Genomic DNA, 18,735 nt, shown 5'->3' on the forward strand with positions numbered 1-18,735 from the left:
GGCTGGGCGTTCCGGCCTTCCGGACCGGGACGCTCGACGGCGGTGCCCGGCCTTCGTCGACACCGCGAAGACCGGGCACCGCCCAGAACGGGCGGTGTGGCACACGTCGCCGAACGCGTGGCCGCACCGTCCGTTCGCCGATTGGCTCGCCCCGCCGCTGTCCTGCATATATGGTTTGGGTGGCTAGGAGTCCGTCGCCCCGGAAGCCGTGGGTTGCGAACCGACGGGGGTGGCGATGCAGCAGTTCGGCGTTCATTCCGAGGTCGGCACCCTGCGCAAGGTGATGGTGCACCGGCCGGACCTGAGCCTGCTGCGGCTCACCCCGTCCAATCACGACGAGCTGCTCTTCGACGACGTGCTGTGGGTGGAGCGCGCGCAGTACGAGCACGACGAGTTCGTCGACCGGATGCTCGAACGCGGCGTGGAGGTCTTCCACCTGCACAACCTGCTGGCCGAATCGCTGGCGGCGAGTGACGAGGCGCGCCTGCAGGTCATCGAGATGACCGCGTCCGAATACACGGTCGGGGTGTCGCTCGTCGACGAGGTGCGCAGCGTGCTGGCCGCCTTGAAACCGGAGGATCTCGCCACCCACCTCATCGGCGGGCTGACCGTGGCCGAGTCCGGCCTCGACGTCGGCAAGTTCAAGAAGACCTCGCTCCCCGCGGCGGCGCTGACGGACACCGGCACCTTCATCCTGCCCCCGCTGCCGAACACCCTCTACACGCGCGACTCGTCGTGCTGGATCTACGGCGGTGTGTCGATCAACCCGATGTACTGGGAGGCCCGGCGGCTGGAGGCGTACAACGTCGCCGCGATCTACCGCTGGCACCCGATGTTCGCCGGGGGCGGGTTCGACCACTGGTATTCGGAGTTCGGCGAGCGCTTCAACGCGATGGACTTCGGTCGCACCTCGCTGGAGGGCGGCGACGTGCAGCCGATCGGCAACGGCACCGTCCTGATCGGACAGAGCGAGCGCACCCAGGCGCGCATGATCGAGCTGCTCGCGAGGGAGCTGTTCGACAAGGGCGCCGCCGACCGCGTGATCACGGTCGTCATGACCAAGGACCGGGCGCACATGCACCTGGACACCGTCTTCACGATGCTCGACCGCGACGCGGTGACGCTCTACCCCAAGGTGATCGACAACGCGCGCACGATCAGCCTGCGTCCCGGGCGGAAGTCCGGCCAGTTCCACGTGACCCAGGAGAAGGGGCTGCTGCCCGCCGTGGCCGATGCCATGGGCGTACCCAGGCTGAGGGTCGTGGAGACCGGTGGCGACGCCAATCAGCGCGAGCGCGAGCAGTGGGACGACGGCAACAACGTGGTGGCGCTGGCGCCCGGCGTGGTGGTCGCCTATGAGCGCAACACCTACACGATCGAGAAGATGCGCCAGGCCGGGATCGAGGTCATCACGATCGAGGGGTTCGAGCTCGGCAAGGGACGCGGCGGCGGACACTGCATGACCTGCCCGCTGCTCCGCGATCCCGTCTGAGCGTCCGGCCCGCCGAGTCCCGCGGGCGCGTCCGTGGAACGATGCCCCGATGAGCAATGTGAATTTCTTGATCAACGGACGCCGGGCCGCCGTCGGTGCGCTGGTGGTCGCAGTGACCGCGGCCCTCGGCCTGGTGGCCACGCCGGGGATCGCGGCGGCGGCGAGCTTCTCCTCCTTCAGCGCGGGCGTTTTCGCGCCGGGCCAGGTCAAGCACGTGTGGTGGAACAACGCCAACTCCGACGCGTACGCGCCGGGTCTGCAGGCGGTGGGGGTCGACGACCCGGACGTGTTCTGCAACGTGGAGGTGCTGCGGACCTGGTACCAGCGCACCTCCGCCGGCGAGCGCGAGTTCCACCTGGAGATCGAGGGCGACCAGGCGGAGCGGTGCCAGGTGACGGTGTGGCTGGCCCGGCTGACCAAATTCCGCGAGTCCGCGACCGGCGACCTGGCGCCGGGCGCCTCCAAGGCCTCGGTCTGGAACAACGCCCACTCGGACCAGAACATCTACGCCGTCGGCGTGCTCGCCGCGCAGCCGGCATCGGGTTCCTGCGCGATCGAGGTGACGACGCAGTACCGCACCCAGCCCAACGGGGAGAACGAGTTCGTCTACCGGGCCACCAACGTCGGGACCGTCACCTGCTCGGCCCAGCTGCGGCACGTCGTGCTGCCGGTCTACAACAGCCTCGACATGATCCCGGTCAATCCCGGCATCGGCATCAGCATCTGGCCCGAGCTCTTCCCGGTCGGCCGGAAGGTGGTCGTGCCGGGAGCCGCGCCCGCCGCCGTGTCGGCGGGACCGTGCCAGTTCAGCGTGGGGACGACGAGCTATGTCGGGGCGGACAGCTCCTTCACCCGCTACAAGAACACCGGCGCGGTGGCGTGCGGGGTGAAGGCCGTTTTCGCGGCGCTGTGACGACCGCTTCCCTGAACTTTGATGCTGGACCGGCGGCGTGTCGGAGTCGATCCTGACGGTTGTTGCGGAATGCGCGGCGTGTCCAGCATTAAAGTTCAGGGAGGTGCGGGGGCCAGGCGGGTCTCAGAAGAGGGCCAGCTGGCCGGGGGTGGGGTCCCGGCGGGAGGCCATGCCTCGGCGGAAGGTCCACGGGCGCAGCTCCACCACCGGCTCCTCGGCCCGCTGCGGCGGCAGTCCGCCGGTGAGCGCCCACAGCGACGGACCGAGGTTGATGCCCCGGTCCGACAGGGCCTGCCGCATCACCATCCGGTTCAGCGGCAGCCGCACGGTGTCGAGCTCCGGCACCGGCAGGTCGTCGCGCATGCTCATGATCCGGCGGTTGCGCTCGACGATCGCCCGCATCGCCGGTTTGCCCAGCTCCTCGGCGGCGAGCTCGCCGACGACGTCGCGGACGGACTGCTCGTCGCCGCGGTCCAGGGCGGCCCAGGCGGCCTCGACGGTGTCGAAGGCCTGGAGCAGGCGCGCGGCGGTGGCGGCGCCGAATCGGCGTACCCCGTGGAGGTTGTCGGAGGGATCACCGCGCAGCGCGGCGTAATCGCGGTATTGCCGGGGTTGCACGCCGCAGATCGCGAGCAGGCTCGCGGCGTCGACCATGACCGCCTCGTCGAAGCCGCCGTTGCGGATGCGCAGCACCGAGGTCGTGTCGTCGATGAGGGCGAAGGCGTCGCGGTCGCTGGTCATCAGCACCGAGCGCCAGCCGCTGCGGCGGGCGTGCTCGGCGGAGCTGGCGAGCACGTCGTCGGCCTCGAACGCGGTGGGGACCACGGTGCAGATCCCGGCGGCCCGCAGCAGCTCCGGCGCACCGGCGAGCTGCTCGACGAGGTCGGCGGCCTTCTCCGGGCGGTGGCCCTTGTATGCCGGGTAGTCCAGGCGGCGGGCGGAGTGGTCGGGGCAGTCGAAGCCGACGACGACCGCTTGCGGCCGCAGGTGCGCCGCCGCGCGGGCGACGTAGTTGAACAGGCCCCGCAGTGCCCAGACCGGGCGGCCGGACCGGTCGGTGAACCCCTCCAGCGACGCGGCGTGGTAGGCGCGGTGGAGCAGGCTGTTTCCGTCGAGAACGAGCAGCAGGGGTGCGGGGGGCACCGGACCAGACTAACCGGCGCCCCCGCCCGGTCCCGTCAGGCGTCGGCGAGCGCCGGGATGACGTCGCGGCCGATGAGCCGCAGCGGTTCGAGGTCCCACACGCCCTGGACCGAGCCGAGCGCGCCCTGGAAGCCCAGGCCGGCGAGGCGGCGCAGGTCCTCGACGATCGCGTCGGCGCCCTTGGCGGGGTCGAAGCTGTAGTAGACCGTCTTGTAGATCTCGTCGTAGTCGCGGCCCTCGCGCTCGCAGTGCTCCTTGAGGATGTCGAGCTTGCGGCCGACATCGGGGGTGGCGAAGAGGTTGCAGGCGTCGCCGTACTTCGCGACCAGGCGCAGGGTCTTCTTCTCGCCGCCGCCGCCGATCATGATCGGCGGGTGCGGCCGCGACAGCGCCTGCGGCGAGTTGATCGGCCGGTCGAGCTGGAAGTGCTTGCCCTGGAACGGGGTCTCGTCGCCCTGCCACATCTGGTGGCAGATCCGCAGCGTCTCCTCGAGGATCTCGAAGCGGGCCGAGACCGGCGGGAAGCCGAAGCCGAGCCCGAGGGACTCCTCCTCGTTCCATCCCGCGCCGATGCCGAGCCAGGCGCGGCCCTGGGAGAGCACGTCGAGCGTGGTGATCGTCTTGGCGAGCAGGCCGGCGGTGCGGTAGTGGCCGCCGGTCACGACCGTGAGCAGCTTGATCCGCTCGGTGCGCGCGGCGAGGAAACCCAGCGTGGTGTACGCCTCGAGCATCTCGTTCTCCGGCGGGCCGACCATGCTGATCTGGAAGAAGTGGTCCATCACCGCCAGCCACTCGAAGCCCTGCTCCTCGGCGACGGAGGCCACCTCGGCGAGCGCGGGACCGAGGGTGGCGGGGCCCTGCGGGCGGGTGAAATCGGGAATCTGCAGACCGATACGCATCCATCGACCCTATATCGGCGGTGGGCGCTCCTGGCGGAGAAGCACCCACCGCGGCTGCTCCTAACCGTGCGAGACGTTCAGCGCGTAGAACTTGACCTTGGCACCGTTGCTCGTGCTGCTCGACGACGACTGGTTGTAGTCGCCGGCCTTGAAGTACTGGCGGTACTGGTTGAACGACGACGGGATGGGGTAGCTGGTCGTGGTGCCGTTGATGGTGAGGTTGATCCGGCCGCCGGAGATGTTGATGACATAGCTCCACTGGGTGCCGAGTGCCACGTGGCCGACCGGGTGCCGGGTCTGGCCGCCGTCGGGGGAGTTCTCGGTGCCGAGCGCGATGTCGCCGTTAGCCGCGTAGTAGAGCTCCAGCAGCGGCTTGGTCGACGGTCCGCCCGAGCCGAGGTGGACCTGCCCGACGCAGACGCTCTTGGTGACGGAGACGACGCGCAGGCGGGCGCTGAGGGTGTGGTTGCCCGACAGCGTCCAGTCGGCGGCGCTGCCGTTGGCGTTCATCTCCCGCAGCTCCGTGCGCGCGTAGTTGGAGTTCGGCGTGGTGACGCCCGCCTCCGGGTCCCAGAAGGTCATCGAACCGTCGTTGGCGTCGGTCCAGAAGTAGCTGGGGTTGGTGTAGCCGTTGGGGCCCTTGAGCTGCGCGGGCTGGATCGTGGTGGGGGAGCCCGGCGACCCGATCGGCAGCTGCAGCGACCAGATCGAGAGGTTGAAGTTGCCGCCGGGGGCGACGTTGGGGTTCAGCCCGCCGGCGGCGACGTCCACGTCGAGGTAGTCGAGGTTGGGCGGCCCGTTGGCGGTGGTGCCGGTGATGCGGATCTTGCTGGTCCCGGCGGCGATCGGGGCGGTGACCGCCTTGCTCGCCCAGGTGTCCCAGTTGGCGGTGGCCGGGAACGACAGCCCGGTCGCGATGGCGCTGCCGTTGAGGGCCACGGTGGAGGGCCGGTCGACGGCGGTGCCGTTGGCGTAGCGGATGGTGATCGTCGCCGTGCCCGCGCTCGCGGCGGTGACGGTGAACTCGACGTAGCTGCCGGTCACGTTGTCGGAGTTGACGTACGAGCTGCCGGAGTAACCGGTGTGCAGCGTCTCCAGGATGCCCTGCGAGATCGTGGCGTTCTCGGCCTCGTAGCGGATCGGTGCGGCGTGGGCGGGGGTGGCGACCGGGGCGAAGACCGCCACCGAGGCGGCGACGATCAACGCTGAGAGGCGGGTGTGGAACCTCATGAACCCTCCGTACTAACAGATAGGAAAGTTGCCTAACAAAAAGAGATGAGAACACCTGCTCCTATGCGTGTCAAGGGTGGGCATGCCTCGATCTCCGATCACCGGGTGACCGGATCGGTCCGGTGCGAGGCATGATGGTGCCTGTCGGGCCGAGGATCCGCGAGGAAGGATCGAGGCATGAAGAAGCGAGCACTCGTCGTCATCGACGTCCAGGAGTCATTCCGCCAGCGCGACAGCTGGGCGCTGAGCTCCAACCCGGAGATCGCCAAGCAGGTGACCCGGCTGGCCGAATCGTTCCGCGCCAATGGCGAGGCCGTGATCTGGGTCCTGCACTCGGAGCCCGGCACCGGCGGCGTCTTCGACCCCGCGCTCGGCTTCGTGCGGCTCTTCGACGGACTGGAGGCGCTGGCCGGGGAGCCGGTGCTGACGAAGACCGCCCACAACGCCTTCACCACCACCAACCTGCAGCAGCGCCTCACCGAGCAGGGGATCGGCGAGGTCGTCGTCTGCGGCATCCGCACCGAGCAGTGCGTCGAGACCACCGCCCGGCTCGCGTCCGACCTCGGCTACGACGTCACCTTCGTCACCGACGCCACCGCCACCCAGCCCATCGAGCACCGCGACGCACCGGCGGGCCGCTCCAACGCGGAGATCCTCGCCGACCCGCGTACCCTGCACACCGCGGAGATCCTGGCCCGCACCGAATACGCCCTGGCCGGACGCTTCGCCACCATCGCCACCGTCGAGGAGTTGACCGCCGCGTGACCAGGGTCGTCTTCCTGCTCGCCCCGCAGGTGCACCTGCTGGACCTGGCCGGCCCGGCGCAGGCGTTCTCGTCCGCGACCGACTACGGCCAGGACTACACGCTGCACTACGTGGGGGAGCAGGAGGACGTCCCGACGTCGCAGGGGGTCACCCTGCGCGCCCGTCTCGACTGGCCCGACCTCGACCCCGACGACCTGCTCGTCGTGCCCGGCTGGCGGTCGCGCACCCCGGCCCACCGGGGCAAGTTCGCCCGGCCGAACCTGGACCGGCTGCGGGCCCACCACGAGCGCGGCGGCACCGTCGCGAGCGTCTGTGCCGGAGCCTTCGCGCTCGCCGAGGCCGGGCTGCTCGCCGGTCGCCGCTGCACCACCCACCACGACCTGCAGGACGACCTCGCCGACCGCTTCCCCGCCGCGACGGTCGTGCGCGACGTGCTCTACGTCGTGGACGGCCGCGTCGTCACCTCCGCGGGCATCGCCAGCGGCATCGACCTCGCCCTGCACCTGCTCGCGCTGCGCCACGGGCCCGGCTTCGCCGCCCGCATCGCCCGCGAGATGGTCGTCTTCGCCCGCCGCAACGGCGAAGAACCGCAGGCCAGCGTCATGCTCCGGCACCGCGCGCACATCAGCGACGCCGTGCACCGGGTCCAGGACCTCATCGACGCCGGGTACGCCGACCGCCTCCCCCTGGCACAGCTCGCGAGTGCCGGCGGGGTCAGCGAACGGACCCTGACCCGGCTCTTCGGGCGGGCGGTGGGGATGACGCCGCTGCGTTACCAGCAGGAGCTGCGGCTGGAACGCGCCGAGCACCTGATCGGCCACGGCGCCACGGTCGAGTCGGCGGCCCGGGCGGTCGGCTTCGAGGACGCGAGGATGCTGCGCCGCCTGCGCAGCCGGGCGTGACGGCGCAGCGGCCGCCCGGTGCCTATGCCGGCGGGAAGGCGCAGAACTCGTTGCCCTCCGGATCCGCCATGATCCACCAATCGATGTCGGCGTCCGGTCCGCGCAGCACCGTGGCGCCGAGCCGGACCAGCCCGTCCGGGCTCGGCTCGGTGAGGCTGACCTCCCAGTAGAGCCGGTTCTTCGCGTTCTTCGGCTGGCCGGCCGGCTCGAAGGTCCAGGACGGCCAGGGAAATCCGGCAGCATCGACGATCCGGCTGCCGTCCATGACCCGGCCGGCGGTGACGGTGGCCCACCAGCCGGCGAGCGTGTTCGGATCGTCGCACTCGACGGTCAGCTCGCAGGCTTGTCGCGGCCGCCCCGCCGGGCCGTCGGTGAACCGGTGCGCCCGGAACGGATTGCCCTCGGGGTCGGCCAGGGTCCACCACGGGTGCGCGTCGCTCGGGTTGTCGTGGACCACCGCGCCGGCGGCGGTCAGGGCGGCGAGATCCTGATCGTGCAGCTCGATGCCGAGCCGCACCCGGACCGGGTGCGGTACCGGCTTTTCTGCGGGGCTGATCCAGATCGAGGTCTCGCCGTGGTGGCTGGGGATGTCGTCGATACGCGCGGTACCGTCACGCAGCTCGACGGGGGTGGCGTTCAGCGCGTTGGCCCAGAACCGCGCGAGCCTCGCCGGCCGGTACGCATCCAGGCTGATGGCTTTGAACTGTGCGAGGCTCATGATGGTGTCCCCTTGTCCGCGACGTCGTATCGCATCGTTATCCGACTATGGGAGCGTTCCCATAGCGAGACGCGCTCAAACTCCCGATGAAGCGGTGAAGCGCCGGTGCGCGTGAAGATGGCGGCAGGCCATAATGACCGGTACATACACCGACCGGAGGTTGCGATATGTCCCTGGCTGAGGCGTTCGAGCAGGCCCAGATCGACGTGAAGGCGCTGTCGAAGCGTCCCGACAACGACACCCTGCTGCGCCTGTACGCGCTCTACAAGCAGGGCACGCACGGCGACGCCACCGGATCCCGGCCCGGCGTGCTCGACTTCGTCGGCAGGTCCAAGTGGGACGCATGGCAGAAGCTCCAGGGCGAGAGCGCCCAGAATGCCCAGCAGCGCTACGTCGACCTCGTCACCGAGCTCCGCTCGGCCTGACCGACCGGCGCCGAGGGATCAGCCGCCGGTGCCGAACTCGGCGGCGAAGGCGGCGTGCACCGGCGTACCGGTGAGGTTGTCGTAGATCGCGAAGACGACCCGGTCGAAGGCCGGGACCTCCCGCAGCGCACCGGCGAACGCCGCCGCGACCACGGCCGGGTCGTTGCGGAACACCCCGCAGCCCCAGGCCCCGAGGACCAGCGTGCGGTGCCCGTGCGCGGCGGCGACCCGCAGCACCCGGACCGCCCGGCGCCGCAGCACCGCCGGGACCTCGGCGGCATCGTCGGGCTGGTTCCGAACGATCGCGCCCAGATTCGGCGCGGCCGCCACGAGGAACGACGTCAGGTACGGCTGCTCCAGCAGGTTGCCCTTGTCGTCGCGGAAGACCGGCACGCCCGGCGCGTAGATCACCTGGTCGGTGTAGCGCAGGTCGCGCTGCTCCCGATGCAGGCGGTAGAAGTCACCCGCGGCGAGCAGGCACGGGTAGAGCGCCGACGACCGGGCGATGCTCTCCTCCTGGGCCTTCGCCCCGCCCAGGAAGCCGCCACCGGGGTTCTTCGCCGACGCGAAGACCAGGCAGGCGGCGTCCGGTCCGGCCCGCCGGGCGGCGACGAGGGTCGACTCCCGGGTGACCTCGACGGCCGCCGTGACCGGTGCGGTCCCGGCGGAGGGCGGCTCGCCGTCGTGCGGGTAGAGCCTCGTCCCCGCGACTGCGGCGCGCACATCCCGGCCGATCGAGATCTCGGCACCGGCGTCGTTGGTGTAGGCGCCCCTGTCCGCGAACTCCACGGTCCGCCTGGCGATCTCGCGCAGGAGGCTGCTCACGGGCTGATCCGGGTATCACGATGTGACATTCCTGAACGCTAGGCAAGCCGGCCCCCGACGGCAACCGATTTGATCAGGAGCGGCCGATACCGTCCACGCCATGGCATTGCCTTCTCCGCTCGCTGGAAGGAGCGCGGTCCTCCAGGCCGCGCGGAACCACCCGTTCGCGCGCCTGCGGGCCCACGGGCAGAACCTCATCGGGTACGCCGGGGAGCGCTCGGTGGTGTGGACGGCCGAGAACGGGGGTGTGTCCAGCGTCTGCGCTGTCGGCGACCCGGACGAGATCCTCGCGATCTGTGCCGGGGCCGACCTGATCCGCGGTGCGGCGGTCCTCGAACTGCCCCATGTGGACATCGACATCCTGGCACCGCTGTTCCGCATCGAGAAGCACGACCACTGGTCGGTCCTGTGGACCCGGGAGCCGTCCCCGCACCACGACGCCGACGACCGCGTGGTGCTGCTCCCCGAGAGCGAGTACGCCGCGATCGACTCGCTGCTGGACATCGCCTTCCCCGCCACCCGCAACCGTCCGGGCCAGGGGCCGATCCGGCGCTGGTTCGGCATCCACGAGGACGGTCAGCTGGTCGCGGTAGGCGCCGACCGCAGCCGGAACGGCGTCGGCTACCTCGTCGCCATCGCGGTCCTGCCCAGCAGGCAGAGCCGCGGCCACGGCGCGGCGCTGACCCGGCGGATGACCCGTGAACTGCTCGGCGAGTTCGACATCTGCGCCCTCGGCGTGACCGCGGCCAACACCCGCGCCCGGCTCCTCTATCACCGGCTCGGCTTCACCGAGGGCATCGACCTGACCTCGGTGCGCCTCCGATGACCTGCTGCGCGCGGTCCGGCGCGCATCGGGCCGGGAGGGTCAGGCGGTGATCCAGGCGAGGATGTCCTTCGTGGCCGTGGCGAGCCGTTGGGCGTCGCCGGGATCGAGGGTCGACGTCTTCAGCGGCACCGGCTTGTGCCGGTCGATCGCGGTGAGCGGGGCATCGGGCGGGGTGTCGACCCAGCCGACGATGGGCCGCACGGATTCGGCGACGGGCCGGGCCGAGATACTCGCCGCGGCCCGGATGACTGCGCGGAGGACGACCGGGAGCGGAGTGAGGTCACCGCTTCTCGTGAAGCCGGGGTGGTAGAGCACGTAGCGCGCGCGGGAACCGGAGTGGGCAGCGAAGTCCACACCGAGCAGGTCGTTGGCGCGTCCGGCCTGGAGCTGGGCGGAGATCATCGAGTATCGGTCCGCCGACTGCAGATCGTCCCAGCGGATCGAGCCCTTGGTGGTGCCGACCCCCGCGACGTTGACGATGACCGGGGCGGGTGCCCGGTCCAGAGCGGCGCGCAGCCCATGGCTGAGCAGGTAGCGGCTGAGGTAGTAGAGCGCGAAGGTGGCCTCGAGCCCGTCGGCCGTGACGATCCGCTTCGGCGCCTGCCGGTTGGCGAAGAGGGCCAGGGCGTCGACGACCGGCCAGCGCCCCCGGACGGTGTCGATGACACCGTGGGTGCCGGCGACCGAGCTGAGATCGGCCTGGAGGAACTCGACGCGGTCCGCCGCCCCGATCTCGGCCGCCCGGGCCAGGAGTGCGCGCCCCTTGTCCGCGTTGCTGCCGATCGCGACGACCTGATCACCCCGCTCGGCCCGGGCGAGCACCAGAGCGCGTCCCATGCCGTCGGTGCCGCCGCTGACCACGATGACGCGCTTGTGTGACACGGATCCTCCTGGTTACCGGCGGTGCGTACGCTCATCCTCGGTAACCACCCAGGCCTGCGGAAGAAGGCAGTTTGATGTCTGCTGCGAACACCGATGTGCCCTCCCTGGTCAGCACCCGTCTCCCGAGCCCGGTGCCGTCGGCCGAGCACGACCAGTGCCCCGTCACGGAGATCCTGCGCCGGGTGGGGGACAAGTGGTCCGTCCTCGTCGTGGTCCTGCTCGGGCAGCGCACCTACCGCTTCAACGAGCTGCATCGGGGCATCGACGGGATCAGCCAGCGCATGCTGACGCGTACCCTGCGCGGTTTGGAATTGGATGGTCTGGTTCTCCGCACCGTCCATCCGAGCGTGCCGCCGAGCGTCGAGTACAGCCTCACGCCGCTGGGCAGCAGCCTGCTGCATCCGCTGTCGGCGCTCGCGGACTGGGCGTTGCGCCACCAGCTGGAGATCGCCGCGGTCCGCGGCCGTCCAGCACACGGCTCTGTCGGGCTGGCGGGTTACGGCCTGTCTCGAAGTCCTTCTGGATCATGAGACAGCGCCCTTCTCGGGCGTCCGCGCCTCACCCCTGGTGGGGTGGGTGTGGTTCCCGCGTCGTGGGGGCCGGTTTCACCCGCGCGGGTGCGCGGGCCAGTGCCTTCCCCTCGGCGGGCGTTGGTGACCGGGCCTCCTGCGTGGGGGTCCCGGGTCTGGGCGTGGTGCTGTTCGGCCCAGACGGCGAGGTTGACCGCGGCGTTGTGGTCCCGGTCGGCCTGGTACCCGCACGCGTTGCAGGTGAACACGCGTTGGCCGAGCGGTACGACGGACGCGACGGTGCGGCATGCACTGCAGGTCTTGGTCGACGGGTACCACCGGTCGACCAGGACCACCCGCCCGCCACGCCAGGCTTGTTTGTAGGTGACCTGGCGGGCGAGTTCGGCCCAGGCGGCGTCGGCGATAGCCGCAGCGAGGCGGTGATTCTGGAGCATGCCGGTGACGTTGAGGGTCTCCAGGGCGAGCCGGTCGTGGGTCTTGACCAGCTGGTTGGAGACCTGGTGCAGGAACCGCGCCCGGACCGCCCGCACGTAGGCGTGGTGGCCGGCCAGGCGGGCGGCGGTGTCGCGGCGGTTGGCGGAGCCGGGCTGCTTGCGGGAAAGGCTGCGGGCGAGGCGGCGCTGCCGAGCCATCCCGGCCCGGGCCGGGCGCGGCGAGTCGTCGATCCGCAGCACCTCCCGGCCGTCGGCGCGGGCGGCGACAACGAGCGCGCTCAGACCCCGGTCCATTCCCACCCACCCCCGGCCCTCCGTCCCGGCAGAACCGGCCTGCGTGTGCTGGTGGGCTTCGTGGAGATCCGCAGCTTCGCAGGTCAACACCACCGACCAGCGCCCGGCCCGGTAGGCCACAGTCGCGGACAGGACCCTCGCCCGGCCCTTGGACAGCATGCGCCGCAACCGACGTGTGTCCTCCCGCACCACCAGGACACCGATCCCGGGCAGGGTCACCGACCGCGGGCCGTCGTCGCCGACCCGGATACCCGGCCTGCCCGCAGTCGAGGTCTTGCACCGGATGCGGAACCCCGGCGGGACACGCCTCTTAGACTTGAACCTCGGGAACCCGACCCGCCGCCCCGCCCGGGCACCCGCCTTCGACCCCGTAAACGCCGCCAACGCGCGCCCGAGGTCGACCGCGGCCTCCTCGAACACCTGCTGACTGACCTCACCACGCCACACCAGACCCGTCGCCACGACCGAAACCGACCCGTCCCCAGCGGCGACCATCACCCGCCCGGCATCCCCGGACCGCTTCCACGCGTTGAACGCGTTGATCAAATCGAAGCCCGTCCACGGCACCTTCACCACACCACCACGGGCCTTGGCATCGAGGGCGTCCTTGACCAGGCGCAGGCACTGGTTGTACCCGAACCGGGATGCACCCGCATGCCGCCGCAGCAGTACCTCCTGCCCGGGTGTCGGGTCCACAGTGAACCGGAACGCGGTGAAACGAGCCACGACACGCACCATGCCACACACCACCGACAACAACACCACCTATGAAACACGCCATTGGCCCTTAGGGGAGTGTCTCGAAGTGCGTGTAGCCATTCGTTGATCGCGGTGATGTGGATCGTGGCGAGGTAGCGGGTGGCGAGCTTGTCGTAGCGAGTGGTCATGGTTCGGTTGTGTTTGAGCTGGTTGATGCCGCATTCGACGGCGTGCCGCTGTCGGTAGGTGACCGGGTTGAATGCGGGTGGGCGTCCGCCTCGGGAGCCTTTGGCTTGGCGGTGGGCGTCCGGGTCGATCTTCGATGGGATGCATGCCTTGATTCCGCGGCGGCGCAGCAGTTCCCGGTTGGCCCTCGATGTGTAGGCCCGGCCGGCCAGGACCAGGTCCGGCCGGATCCTGGGGCGCCATCGAGGGTGCGGGGCACCCGGATGCCGGCCAGGACCGCCGCGAACTGTGGGCTGCCGCCGCGATCGCCGGCGGTCAGCAGCATCGACAAGGGTCTGCGGCCCTGGTCGCAGGCCAGGTGCAGCTTCGTTCCACCCGCCGCGCGACCTGCCGAACGCGTGGTCGTCGGGTTCTCCGGTCGGCGGCTCAGCCTGCAAGAGGCCGTGCCTACGAGCGCCGGCGGCATGCTGGTGGGCTCGGACGGTCGTGGCGTCGACGCTGACATCCCACCCGATCAGCCCGGCCGCGTCCGCCCGGGCCTGTAGTCCGGTGACGAAGCGCTGCCATGTCCCGGCCCGCTGCCAGCGTCGGAACAGGCCGTACACGGCCTGCCATGATCCATAGCAGGCCGGGACGTCGCGCCACGGCGCGCCGACCCGGACCCGCCACCGTACGCCGTCTATCAGTTGCCGTCTGCTCCACGCCGACGGCCGACCCGGCCGGATACCCGCAGGCAGCAAGGGTGGCAGCAGCCGCCATCGCGCGTCGGTCAGGTCGTGCCGCCTCGTCACCGATAAGGTGTCCACCGAGGTCTCCGGTATTGCTGGTTCTTCTTCGTCGATGAACCTTCTACCGGAGACCTCGCTACTTATCGATCACCAACACACCGCAACTTCGAGACACTGCCTAGATCGGGTCGCGTCGACGGCCTTCGCCCTGTGGCCGCTACAGAAAGTGACCGCACCGGCTGGGGGACCTGACAGTGCGCGCGAGGCTTTGCTCTGCTTACACCGACGCATCGGCGGGAATGTCCGGACTCAGTGGTCGATGCGCAGGTGTAAGCAGAGCAAAGCCTCGCGCAGAGCACGGCCTGCCCCCACAGCTCGCAGTCACGTCCGGTAGCGGTCGTCGGCCGCGGAGGTGAGAGCGGCCCGTCGCGGAGCGGGTGCTCCGCGACGGGCCGGTCCGGCAGTGCCGGGTTACTGCCTGGTGAGAGTCACCGCGTCGATCGACAGCCACTGCCCGCCGCTGCCGGCGGAGTAGAGGCCGATCGTGAGCTGCCCGTTGGTGACCGGGATGCCGGAGATGACGACGGTCTGCCACTTCGGCCAGCCGAGCGCCGGAATCGGTGCGGTGAGCTCCGGCTGGGCGGTGCCGTAGTTCTTCGCGCTGAGGTAGGCGCTGCTCTGCCCGCCACCGCCGACCGCCTGGACCGTCAGGGTGTAGGTGCCGTTGGCGAGCCCGGTGACGGTCTGGTCGGTGAAGACCTCGAAGGCGCTCGCCTTGTAGTGGGTGAGCCGGTAGCCGCCGGTGACGCCGCCCGCCTCGGTGAAGTCGGCGTCGGCGGAGGTGCCGGTGCTCCCGGCCCACGTGCCCCAACCGGTCGGAGTCTGGGTGGCCCCGGCGGCGTCGAAGCCGGCGTTGGCGACGGCCGCCGCGGTCTCGGCGGCGTAGACCGGGGTCGGGGCCGTGCCGAGGTCCAGGTAGTCGACCTCGGTGAACCCCACCCCGCCCTGGCGCAGGCGGATCGTGTTGCTCCCGGCCGCGAGGGTCACCGGCAACAGCTGCGGGGTCGCCGCGAAGTTACCCCACGCCTCGGTACGCGGGAACGGCGCCACGAACCGCTGCACCCCGTTGACGAGCACGTCGAGCCTGCTCACGGCGCTGGTGCCGTTGGCGAAGCCGACCGCCATCCGGTATTCGCCGGCGCTCGGCACGGTCACCGAGAACTGGACGTAGTCGCCGGTGTTGTCGAGACCGCCGACATACTGGCCGCCGGACGCCGTGCCGGCGCTGCGGACCTGCCCGCCGGACCGGGTCGCCGACTCCGCCTCGTAGCGGGTCGTCGCCGGTGCGGTGATCTGGGTGACGGTGAGGTTGTCGATCGCCGCGAACCCGGTGGCTCCGGTCGGCAGGTGCAGCCCGACCTGCGCCGTGGCGGCCGTCGCGGTGAACTCGATCGACCGGTCGACCCACTGCCGGTTCGTGACGGCGTATGTGCCGACGGCGGAGGCGTAGCGGTTGTCGGCGAACAGGCGCGCCGTCTGATTGCCCTGGATGAAGGCGCTGACCCGGTAGGTCGCACCGGTCTGGAGGCCCCGAACGGTGGTGGAGAGCTTCGCCTCGGTGACGGACGCGTCGGTGACGACCGTGCCCTTCCAGGCTCCGGACTGGGCGGTGCCGTTGTTCTCGGCGTAGACGTTCGGGCTGCCGGGGTCCGTTCCGGGGGTCCAGATGCTCCACCCGGCGAGGCTGCCCTGCTCGAAGTCGGCGTTGTTGACGAAGACCCGCTTCTCCGGGTCGACCGTCTGGCCGTTGATGCTGAAGGCGGTGGCGGTGGTGCTGCCGCCCCGAGCCGTCACCTGAGCTGCGGTGTTGGCCTCATAGAGGCTGACGATGCTGTCCCAGGACTGGCTGACCGGGTAGCCGCTCTTGATGTTGGGCGGGAAACCGGTGGTGAGGTCGTTGATGTAACGCCCGGCGTTGTTGGCGTAGATGCGGTCCTTGAACTCCTGCGGCGTACCCGCCATGCCCTTGATGATGCCCATGAGCCCGGCGACGAACGAGGCCGTGCAGTCGGCGTCGTTGCCGATCAGCGACGCGATCTTCAGGCTGGTCAGGTAGTCGTTGTTGCCGTAGAGGATGGCGATGATCGCGGACCCGTTGTTGCGGTCCGGGATCGCCATCTCGTTGTCCTGGCCGTAGACGTTGCGGACGAACGTCATCAGCTGCGCCTGCGCCCACCGCCAGTCGGTCGGGTTCTGGTCGTGCAGGGCGACCACCCGCTGATAGACGGCGTAGGGCCAGCTGTCGCGGGGCAGCACGACCGAGGCGTTCGCGAGCACCGTGCGGGCGTCGGTGGCGAAGTACGCCTGGCTGTACATCGTGCCGAGCAGCTTCGCCCAGACGACGGAGTCGAACTCGCCGGTGACGGACCCGAAGCGGCCGACGAGGTCGCGGGCGGTGGCGGGCATCCCCGGTGCGACGAGGCCCAGGGTGTCGTTCTCGATGTAGGGCTCGGTGAGCCAGTAGTGCCGGTCGTACTCGGCCTGCCCGGTCAGCGGCGGGACGAGGCCGTCGTTGCGCATGGCGGCGTTGGCGATGTCGCCGGGACCCCAGTCGCCGACGTTGTGTGCCACCCACTCGTCCTTGATGTCCTGATAGGAGGCGTCGGGGCCGTGGTCGGAGAGGATCAGCTGATTGAACAGGTCGATGTGGTAGTCGTCGTCGCTGCCGGTCTCGGCGGCCGCGAAGTGCGGTGCGCCGAGCCGGTCATAGCCGGGGTAGCCGTTCGGGGTCCAGCAGCTCAACGGTGCGTCCCCGCTGTAAGGGCCGTAGGTCGGCTGGAAGCAGACATCGGTGGGTTCGGGGCTGGGGCTCTTGTACTCGAACCCGGTCAGGACGCCGCCGACCTGCCCGAGCAGGGCGGCGAGCGTCTTGTCCCGGTAGTCGGCCCGGGTCAGCGTCAGGGTCGCTGCCTCGGCGGGGCCGGTGGGGTGCGCCGCCACCGGGAGCGTGGCGGCGGCGCTGAGGAGGATGAGGGCGGTCGTGGTTCTCGCGGTTCGGCGCATGGGGGCGGAGCCTTCCGTGAGTGACGGGATGCCGCGGTCGCGGCCTTTTTCGCGTTGATCAAGGGAAGACTCGCCATCCGGGGCGTCCGATATGCGGCGAGTCTTCCCTTGATCAACGCGAATTAGAGGAACTTCTCGGCGTACTCGTGGGCGTCGCGGACGATCAGGTCGACCCGCTCGGGGGCCTGGTCTAGGGTGCCGTCTACGACGGTGAGGGTGGGGAGGACGCCTTCGCGCACCGGCAGGCGCCAGTGGGCGTTGTAGCCCGCCTCGTGGACTCCGGTCGAGCCGAAGGCCGGGTCGCCGAGGCAGACGTGGCCGAACGAACGGTTGGTGCCGGTGAACAGCGCCTCGTCCGGCTGGTCGTGGTGGGTGGGTACGGTGTCGCGGTGGCCGGCCTGGACCAGTGGGATGATGCCGCCGATCCCGTCGAACCAGGCCTCGCCCGCGATGAGCAGGTCGGGGCTGCCCGCGCGGATCAGCTCGACGAGGGCCCGCAGCCCGGCGGTGGTGGAGCCGCGCGGGTCGTTGTTGTACATCGCCGAGATGTCGAGGAACGCCGCGTCGAACCCGTAGTCGTGGTGCAGGCGCACGATCTGCTCGGCGAGGTGGTGCCGCCACGGCTCGTAGGAGGGGTTGACGAGCGAACCCCAGCTGTGGTCGTAGTGGCGCGACGCGTCCCAGTCGACGGAGCCGATGGGCGTGTGGCCGCTGGGGTTGAGCAGCTGCCCGGGAGCCGCCCAGGTCTCGAATCCGGGCAGGTCGCGGGCGGCGACGTTGGCACCGAACATGGGCATGATCCGGGCGCCGAGGTCGTGCGCGCCCTCGACGAGGCGGCGGAACCCGGCGGCGCCGCCCATGCGCTCGTCGACGTCGAAGCGGCCGTACCAGCGGTAGTAGCGGCCCTCCCAGCCGGGCAGGTAGGCGAGGATGCGCTTGGGGTCGATCTTCTCGCCGAGGCGGCGCAGCGTGTCGAGCATGCCGTCGTAGTCGAGGAAGATCCGGCCGGTGAAGTGCATGCCGTTGAGGCTGACGACGAGCGAGGTGTCGTCGCGCAGCCACGCCGGGACGTCGTCGCGGCCGGCCCACTCCGGCAGGGCGTAGGCCTCGCGGATGTGCGCGGTGTGCTCGGCCCACACCGGGCCGAGGTCGGTCACCCTGCGCAACTCCCAGTCGGGTACGCCGAACCGGCTGCGCGGCTTCGTCGCGTCGGTGTCGGCGATGAGCTCGAGGTCGCAGGTCTCGGGCGCGTCGAAGTGCGGCACGATGGCGAACCGCTTGGCGCGGACCTCGGTGTCGAGGCTGCGTACCACGGTGGTGATGCCGTCGGGCCTGGTGAGCCCGAGCAGCGGCGTGGCGAGGTCGAACCAGCCGTTGGGGTACTGCACGGTGCGCCCGGTGACCGGGACCGGCAGGGTGCCCTCGCGGACCGCCGTGACCTCGCCGGTGGGCTGGTCGTGCAGGACGACCGCGACGCAGCGGATGCCGTCGGGGTGGGTCGCGGTGACGCTCACCGTGACCCGGTCGTCGATCTCGGTGATGCGCACGACGGCCTGGCCGGGCCCCTGTTGCTGGCCCCCGGCCCAGGTCAGACCGTCTGCGCTGATGACGGTGGTGTCGCCGTCCTGCTCGACCCGCAGCCGGTCGGGGTCGAGTCCGTAGGCGTTCTCGCCGGTGTGGACGCGGACGGTGACGGGCCCTAGCGCCGTGGTGAACCGGGGGTGGGGCCACCGGAAGCTCAGGTCTTGCATGGTGGGTGCTCCTTGCAGTGCGGGTGCGGG

Annotated in this window: 16 protein-coding genes and 1 pseudogene; 7 read left to right on the top strand and 10 right to left on the bottom strand. The window is 70.5% G+C overall.

The genetic code is table 11. The annotated features are described in order from the left end of the window. Positions 1–235: 235 nt before the first annotated feature. Positions 236–1,492: an arginine deiminase gene (locus F4553_RS39210; protein ID WP_184846690.1), complete on the top strand. Its 1,257-nt coding sequence runs from the start codon at positions 236–238 to the stop codon at positions 1,490–1,492. A 49-nt stretch (positions 1,493–1,541) separates the two neighbouring features. Continuing rightward, entirely contained in the window at positions 1,542–2,405 is an 864-nt protein-coding gene (locus tag F4553_RS39215) for a hypothetical protein (RefSeq protein ID WP_184846692.1), read from the top strand. Between the two features lie 123 nt (positions 2,406–2,528). Here the strand turns inward: F4553_RS39215 and F4553_RS39220 are convergent, their stop codons facing one another. Genes F4553_RS39220 through F4553_RS39230 form a run of 3 tightly spaced genes read right to left on the bottom strand, consistent with a single transcriptional unit; the run spans position 2,529 to position 5,677 of the window. Beyond that, a complete protein-coding gene (locus F4553_RS39220; protein ID WP_184846694.1) occupies positions 2,529–3,548 on the bottom strand; it encodes a 5'-3' exonuclease in 1,020 nt (339 codons plus the stop codon). A 35-nt stretch (positions 3,549–3,583) separates the two neighbouring features. Beyond that, positions 3,584–4,447 (bottom strand): LLM class F420-dependent oxidoreductase, encoded by an 864-nt coding sequence (locus tag F4553_RS39225; RefSeq protein WP_184846696.1) that lies wholly within the window; start codon positions 4,445–4,447, stop codon positions 3,584–3,586. Positions 4,448–4,507: 60 nt separating this feature from the next. After that, a complete protein-coding gene (locus tag F4553_RS39230) occupies positions 4,508–5,677 on the bottom strand; it encodes a polysaccharide lyase family 7 protein (RefSeq protein WP_184846698.1) in 1,170 nt (389 codons plus the stop codon). 177 nt (positions 5,678–5,854) lie between these two features. Between F4553_RS39230 and F4553_RS39235 the strand changes: the two genes are divergently transcribed. Next, the gene (locus F4553_RS39235; RefSeq protein WP_184846700.1) at positions 5,855–6,442 is read left to right on the top strand and encodes a cysteine hydrolase family protein; all 588 of its coding nucleotides are present in this window, start codon (positions 5,855–5,857) and stop codon (positions 6,440–6,442) included. Continuing rightward, a complete protein-coding gene (locus tag F4553_RS39240; RefSeq protein WP_184846702.1) occupies positions 6,439–7,344 on the top strand; it encodes a GlxA family transcriptional regulator in 906 nt (301 codons plus the stop codon). Before F4553_RS39235 ends, F4553_RS39240 begins: the two co-directional genes overlap by 4 nt. A gap of 22 nt (positions 7,345–7,366) precedes the next feature. Here the strand turns inward: F4553_RS39240 and F4553_RS39245 are convergent, their stop codons facing one another. After that, a complete protein-coding gene (locus F4553_RS39245; protein ID WP_184846705.1) occupies positions 7,367–8,062 on the bottom strand; it encodes a VOC family protein in 696 nt (231 codons plus the stop codon). A gap of 167 nt (positions 8,063–8,229) precedes the next feature. Between F4553_RS39245 and F4553_RS39250 the strand changes: the two genes are divergently transcribed. Next, entirely contained in the window at positions 8,230–8,487 is a 258-nt protein-coding gene (locus F4553_RS39250; protein WP_184846707.1) for an acyl-CoA-binding protein, read from the top strand. Positions 8,488–8,505: 18 nt separating this feature from the next. On the opposite strand, the gene F4553_RS39255 is transcribed toward F4553_RS39250, so the two are convergent. Next, positions 8,506–9,312 carry a TIGR02452 family protein gene (locus F4553_RS39255; RefSeq protein ID WP_184846709.1) on the bottom strand — a complete coding sequence of 269 codons (807 nt, stop codon included), beginning with the start codon at positions 9,310–9,312 and terminating at the stop codon, positions 8,506–8,508. A 100-nt stretch (positions 9,313–9,412) separates the two neighbouring features. On the opposite strand from F4553_RS39255, the gene F4553_RS39260 reads away from it, so the two are divergent. Further along, positions 9,413–10,138 carry a GNAT family N-acetyltransferase gene (locus F4553_RS39260; protein ID WP_184846711.1) on the top strand — a complete coding sequence of 242 codons (726 nt, stop codon included), beginning with the start codon at positions 9,413–9,415 and terminating at the stop codon, positions 10,136–10,138. Between the two features lie 39 nt (positions 10,139–10,177). Here the strand turns inward: F4553_RS39260 and F4553_RS39265 are convergent, their stop codons facing one another. Then, positions 10,178–11,020, bottom strand: a complete 843-nt coding sequence (locus F4553_RS39265) for an SDR family NAD(P)-dependent oxidoreductase (protein ID WP_312875555.1) — start codon at positions 11,018–11,020, stop codon at positions 10,178–10,180. 74 nt (positions 11,021–11,094) lie between these two features. Here F4553_RS39265 and F4553_RS39270 point away from each other — a divergent pair, with 74 nt between their 5' ends. Next, a complete protein-coding gene (locus F4553_RS39270; protein ID WP_184846713.1) occupies positions 11,095–11,550 on the top strand; it encodes a winged helix-turn-helix transcriptional regulator in 456 nt (151 codons plus the stop codon). On the opposite strand, the gene F4553_RS39275 is transcribed toward F4553_RS39270, so the two are convergent. The 4 genes and pseudogenes from F4553_RS39275 to F4553_RS39290 all read right to left on the bottom strand — a co-directional run bounded on the left by F4553_RS39275 (position 11,517) and on the right by F4553_RS39290 (position 18,705). Next, positions 11,517–13,004 carry an RNA-guided endonuclease TnpB family protein gene (locus F4553_RS39275; protein WP_184846715.1) on the bottom strand — a complete coding sequence of 496 codons (1,488 nt, stop codon included), beginning with the start codon at positions 13,002–13,004 and terminating at the stop codon, positions 11,517–11,519. The two genes, F4553_RS39270 and F4553_RS39275, sit on opposite strands and share 34 nt — an antisense overlap. A gap of 98 nt (positions 13,005–13,102) precedes the next feature. Beyond that, positions 13,103–13,969, bottom strand: a pseudogene (locus F4553_RS39280) (IS5 family transposase); the annotation flags it as partial. A gap of 393 nt (positions 13,970–14,362) precedes the next feature. Next, positions 14,363–16,954 (bottom strand): CBM35 domain-containing protein, encoded by a 2,592-nt coding sequence (locus tag F4553_RS39285; RefSeq protein ID WP_184846717.1) that lies wholly within the window; start codon positions 16,952–16,954, stop codon positions 14,363–14,365. A gap of 122 nt (positions 16,955–17,076) precedes the next feature. Beyond that, positions 17,077–18,705: an alpha-amylase family protein gene (locus tag F4553_RS39290; protein ID WP_184846719.1), complete on the bottom strand. Its 1,629-nt coding sequence runs from the start codon at positions 18,703–18,705 to the stop codon at positions 17,077–17,079. Positions 18,706–18,735 lie beyond the last annotated feature (30 nt).

Source organism: Allocatelliglobosispora scoriae (genome assembly GCF_014204945.1).
Taxonomy (GTDB): domain Bacteria; phylum Actinomycetota; class Actinomycetes; order Mycobacteriales; family Micromonosporaceae; genus Allocatelliglobosispora; species Allocatelliglobosispora scoriae.

Coding starts and splice junctions, on each gene's coding strand:
- F4553_RS39210 (WP_184846690.1), top strand. CDS start 236: ATGCAGCAGTTCGGCGTTCATTCCGAGGTCGGCACCCTGCGCAAGGTG.
- F4553_RS39245 (WP_184846705.1), bottom strand. CDS start 8,062: ATGAGCCTCGCACAGTTCAAAGCCATCAGCCTGGATGCGTACCGGCCG.
- F4553_RS39235 (WP_184846700.1), top strand. CDS start 5,855: ATGAAGAAGCGAGCACTCGTCGTCATCGACGTCCAGGAGTCATTCCGC.
- F4553_RS39225 (WP_184846696.1), bottom strand. CDS start 4,447: ATGCGTATCGGTCTGCAGATTCCCGATTTCACCCGCCCGCAGGGCCCC.
- F4553_RS39270 (WP_184846713.1), top strand. CDS start 11,095: ATGTCTGCTGCGAACACCGATGTGCCCTCCCTGGTCAGCACCCGTCTC.
- F4553_RS39215 (WP_184846692.1), top strand. CDS start 1,542: ATGAGCAATGTGAATTTCTTGATCAACGGACGCCGGGCCGCCGTCGGT.
- F4553_RS39250 (WP_184846707.1), top strand. CDS start 8,230: ATGTCCCTGGCTGAGGCGTTCGAGCAGGCCCAGATCGACGTGAAGGCG.
- F4553_RS39260 (WP_184846711.1), top strand. CDS start 9,413: ATGGCATTGCCTTCTCCGCTCGCTGGAAGGAGCGCGGTCCTCCAGGCC.
- F4553_RS39290 (WP_184846719.1), bottom strand. CDS start 18,705: ATGCAAGACCTGAGCTTCCGGTGGCCCCACCCCCGGTTCACCACGGCG.
- F4553_RS39230 (WP_184846698.1), bottom strand. CDS start 5,677: ATGAGGTTCCACACCCGCCTCTCAGCGTTGATCGTCGCCGCCTCGGTG.
- F4553_RS39285 (WP_184846717.1), bottom strand. CDS start 16,954: ATGCGCCGAACCGCGAGAACCACGACCGCCCTCATCCTCCTCAGCGCC.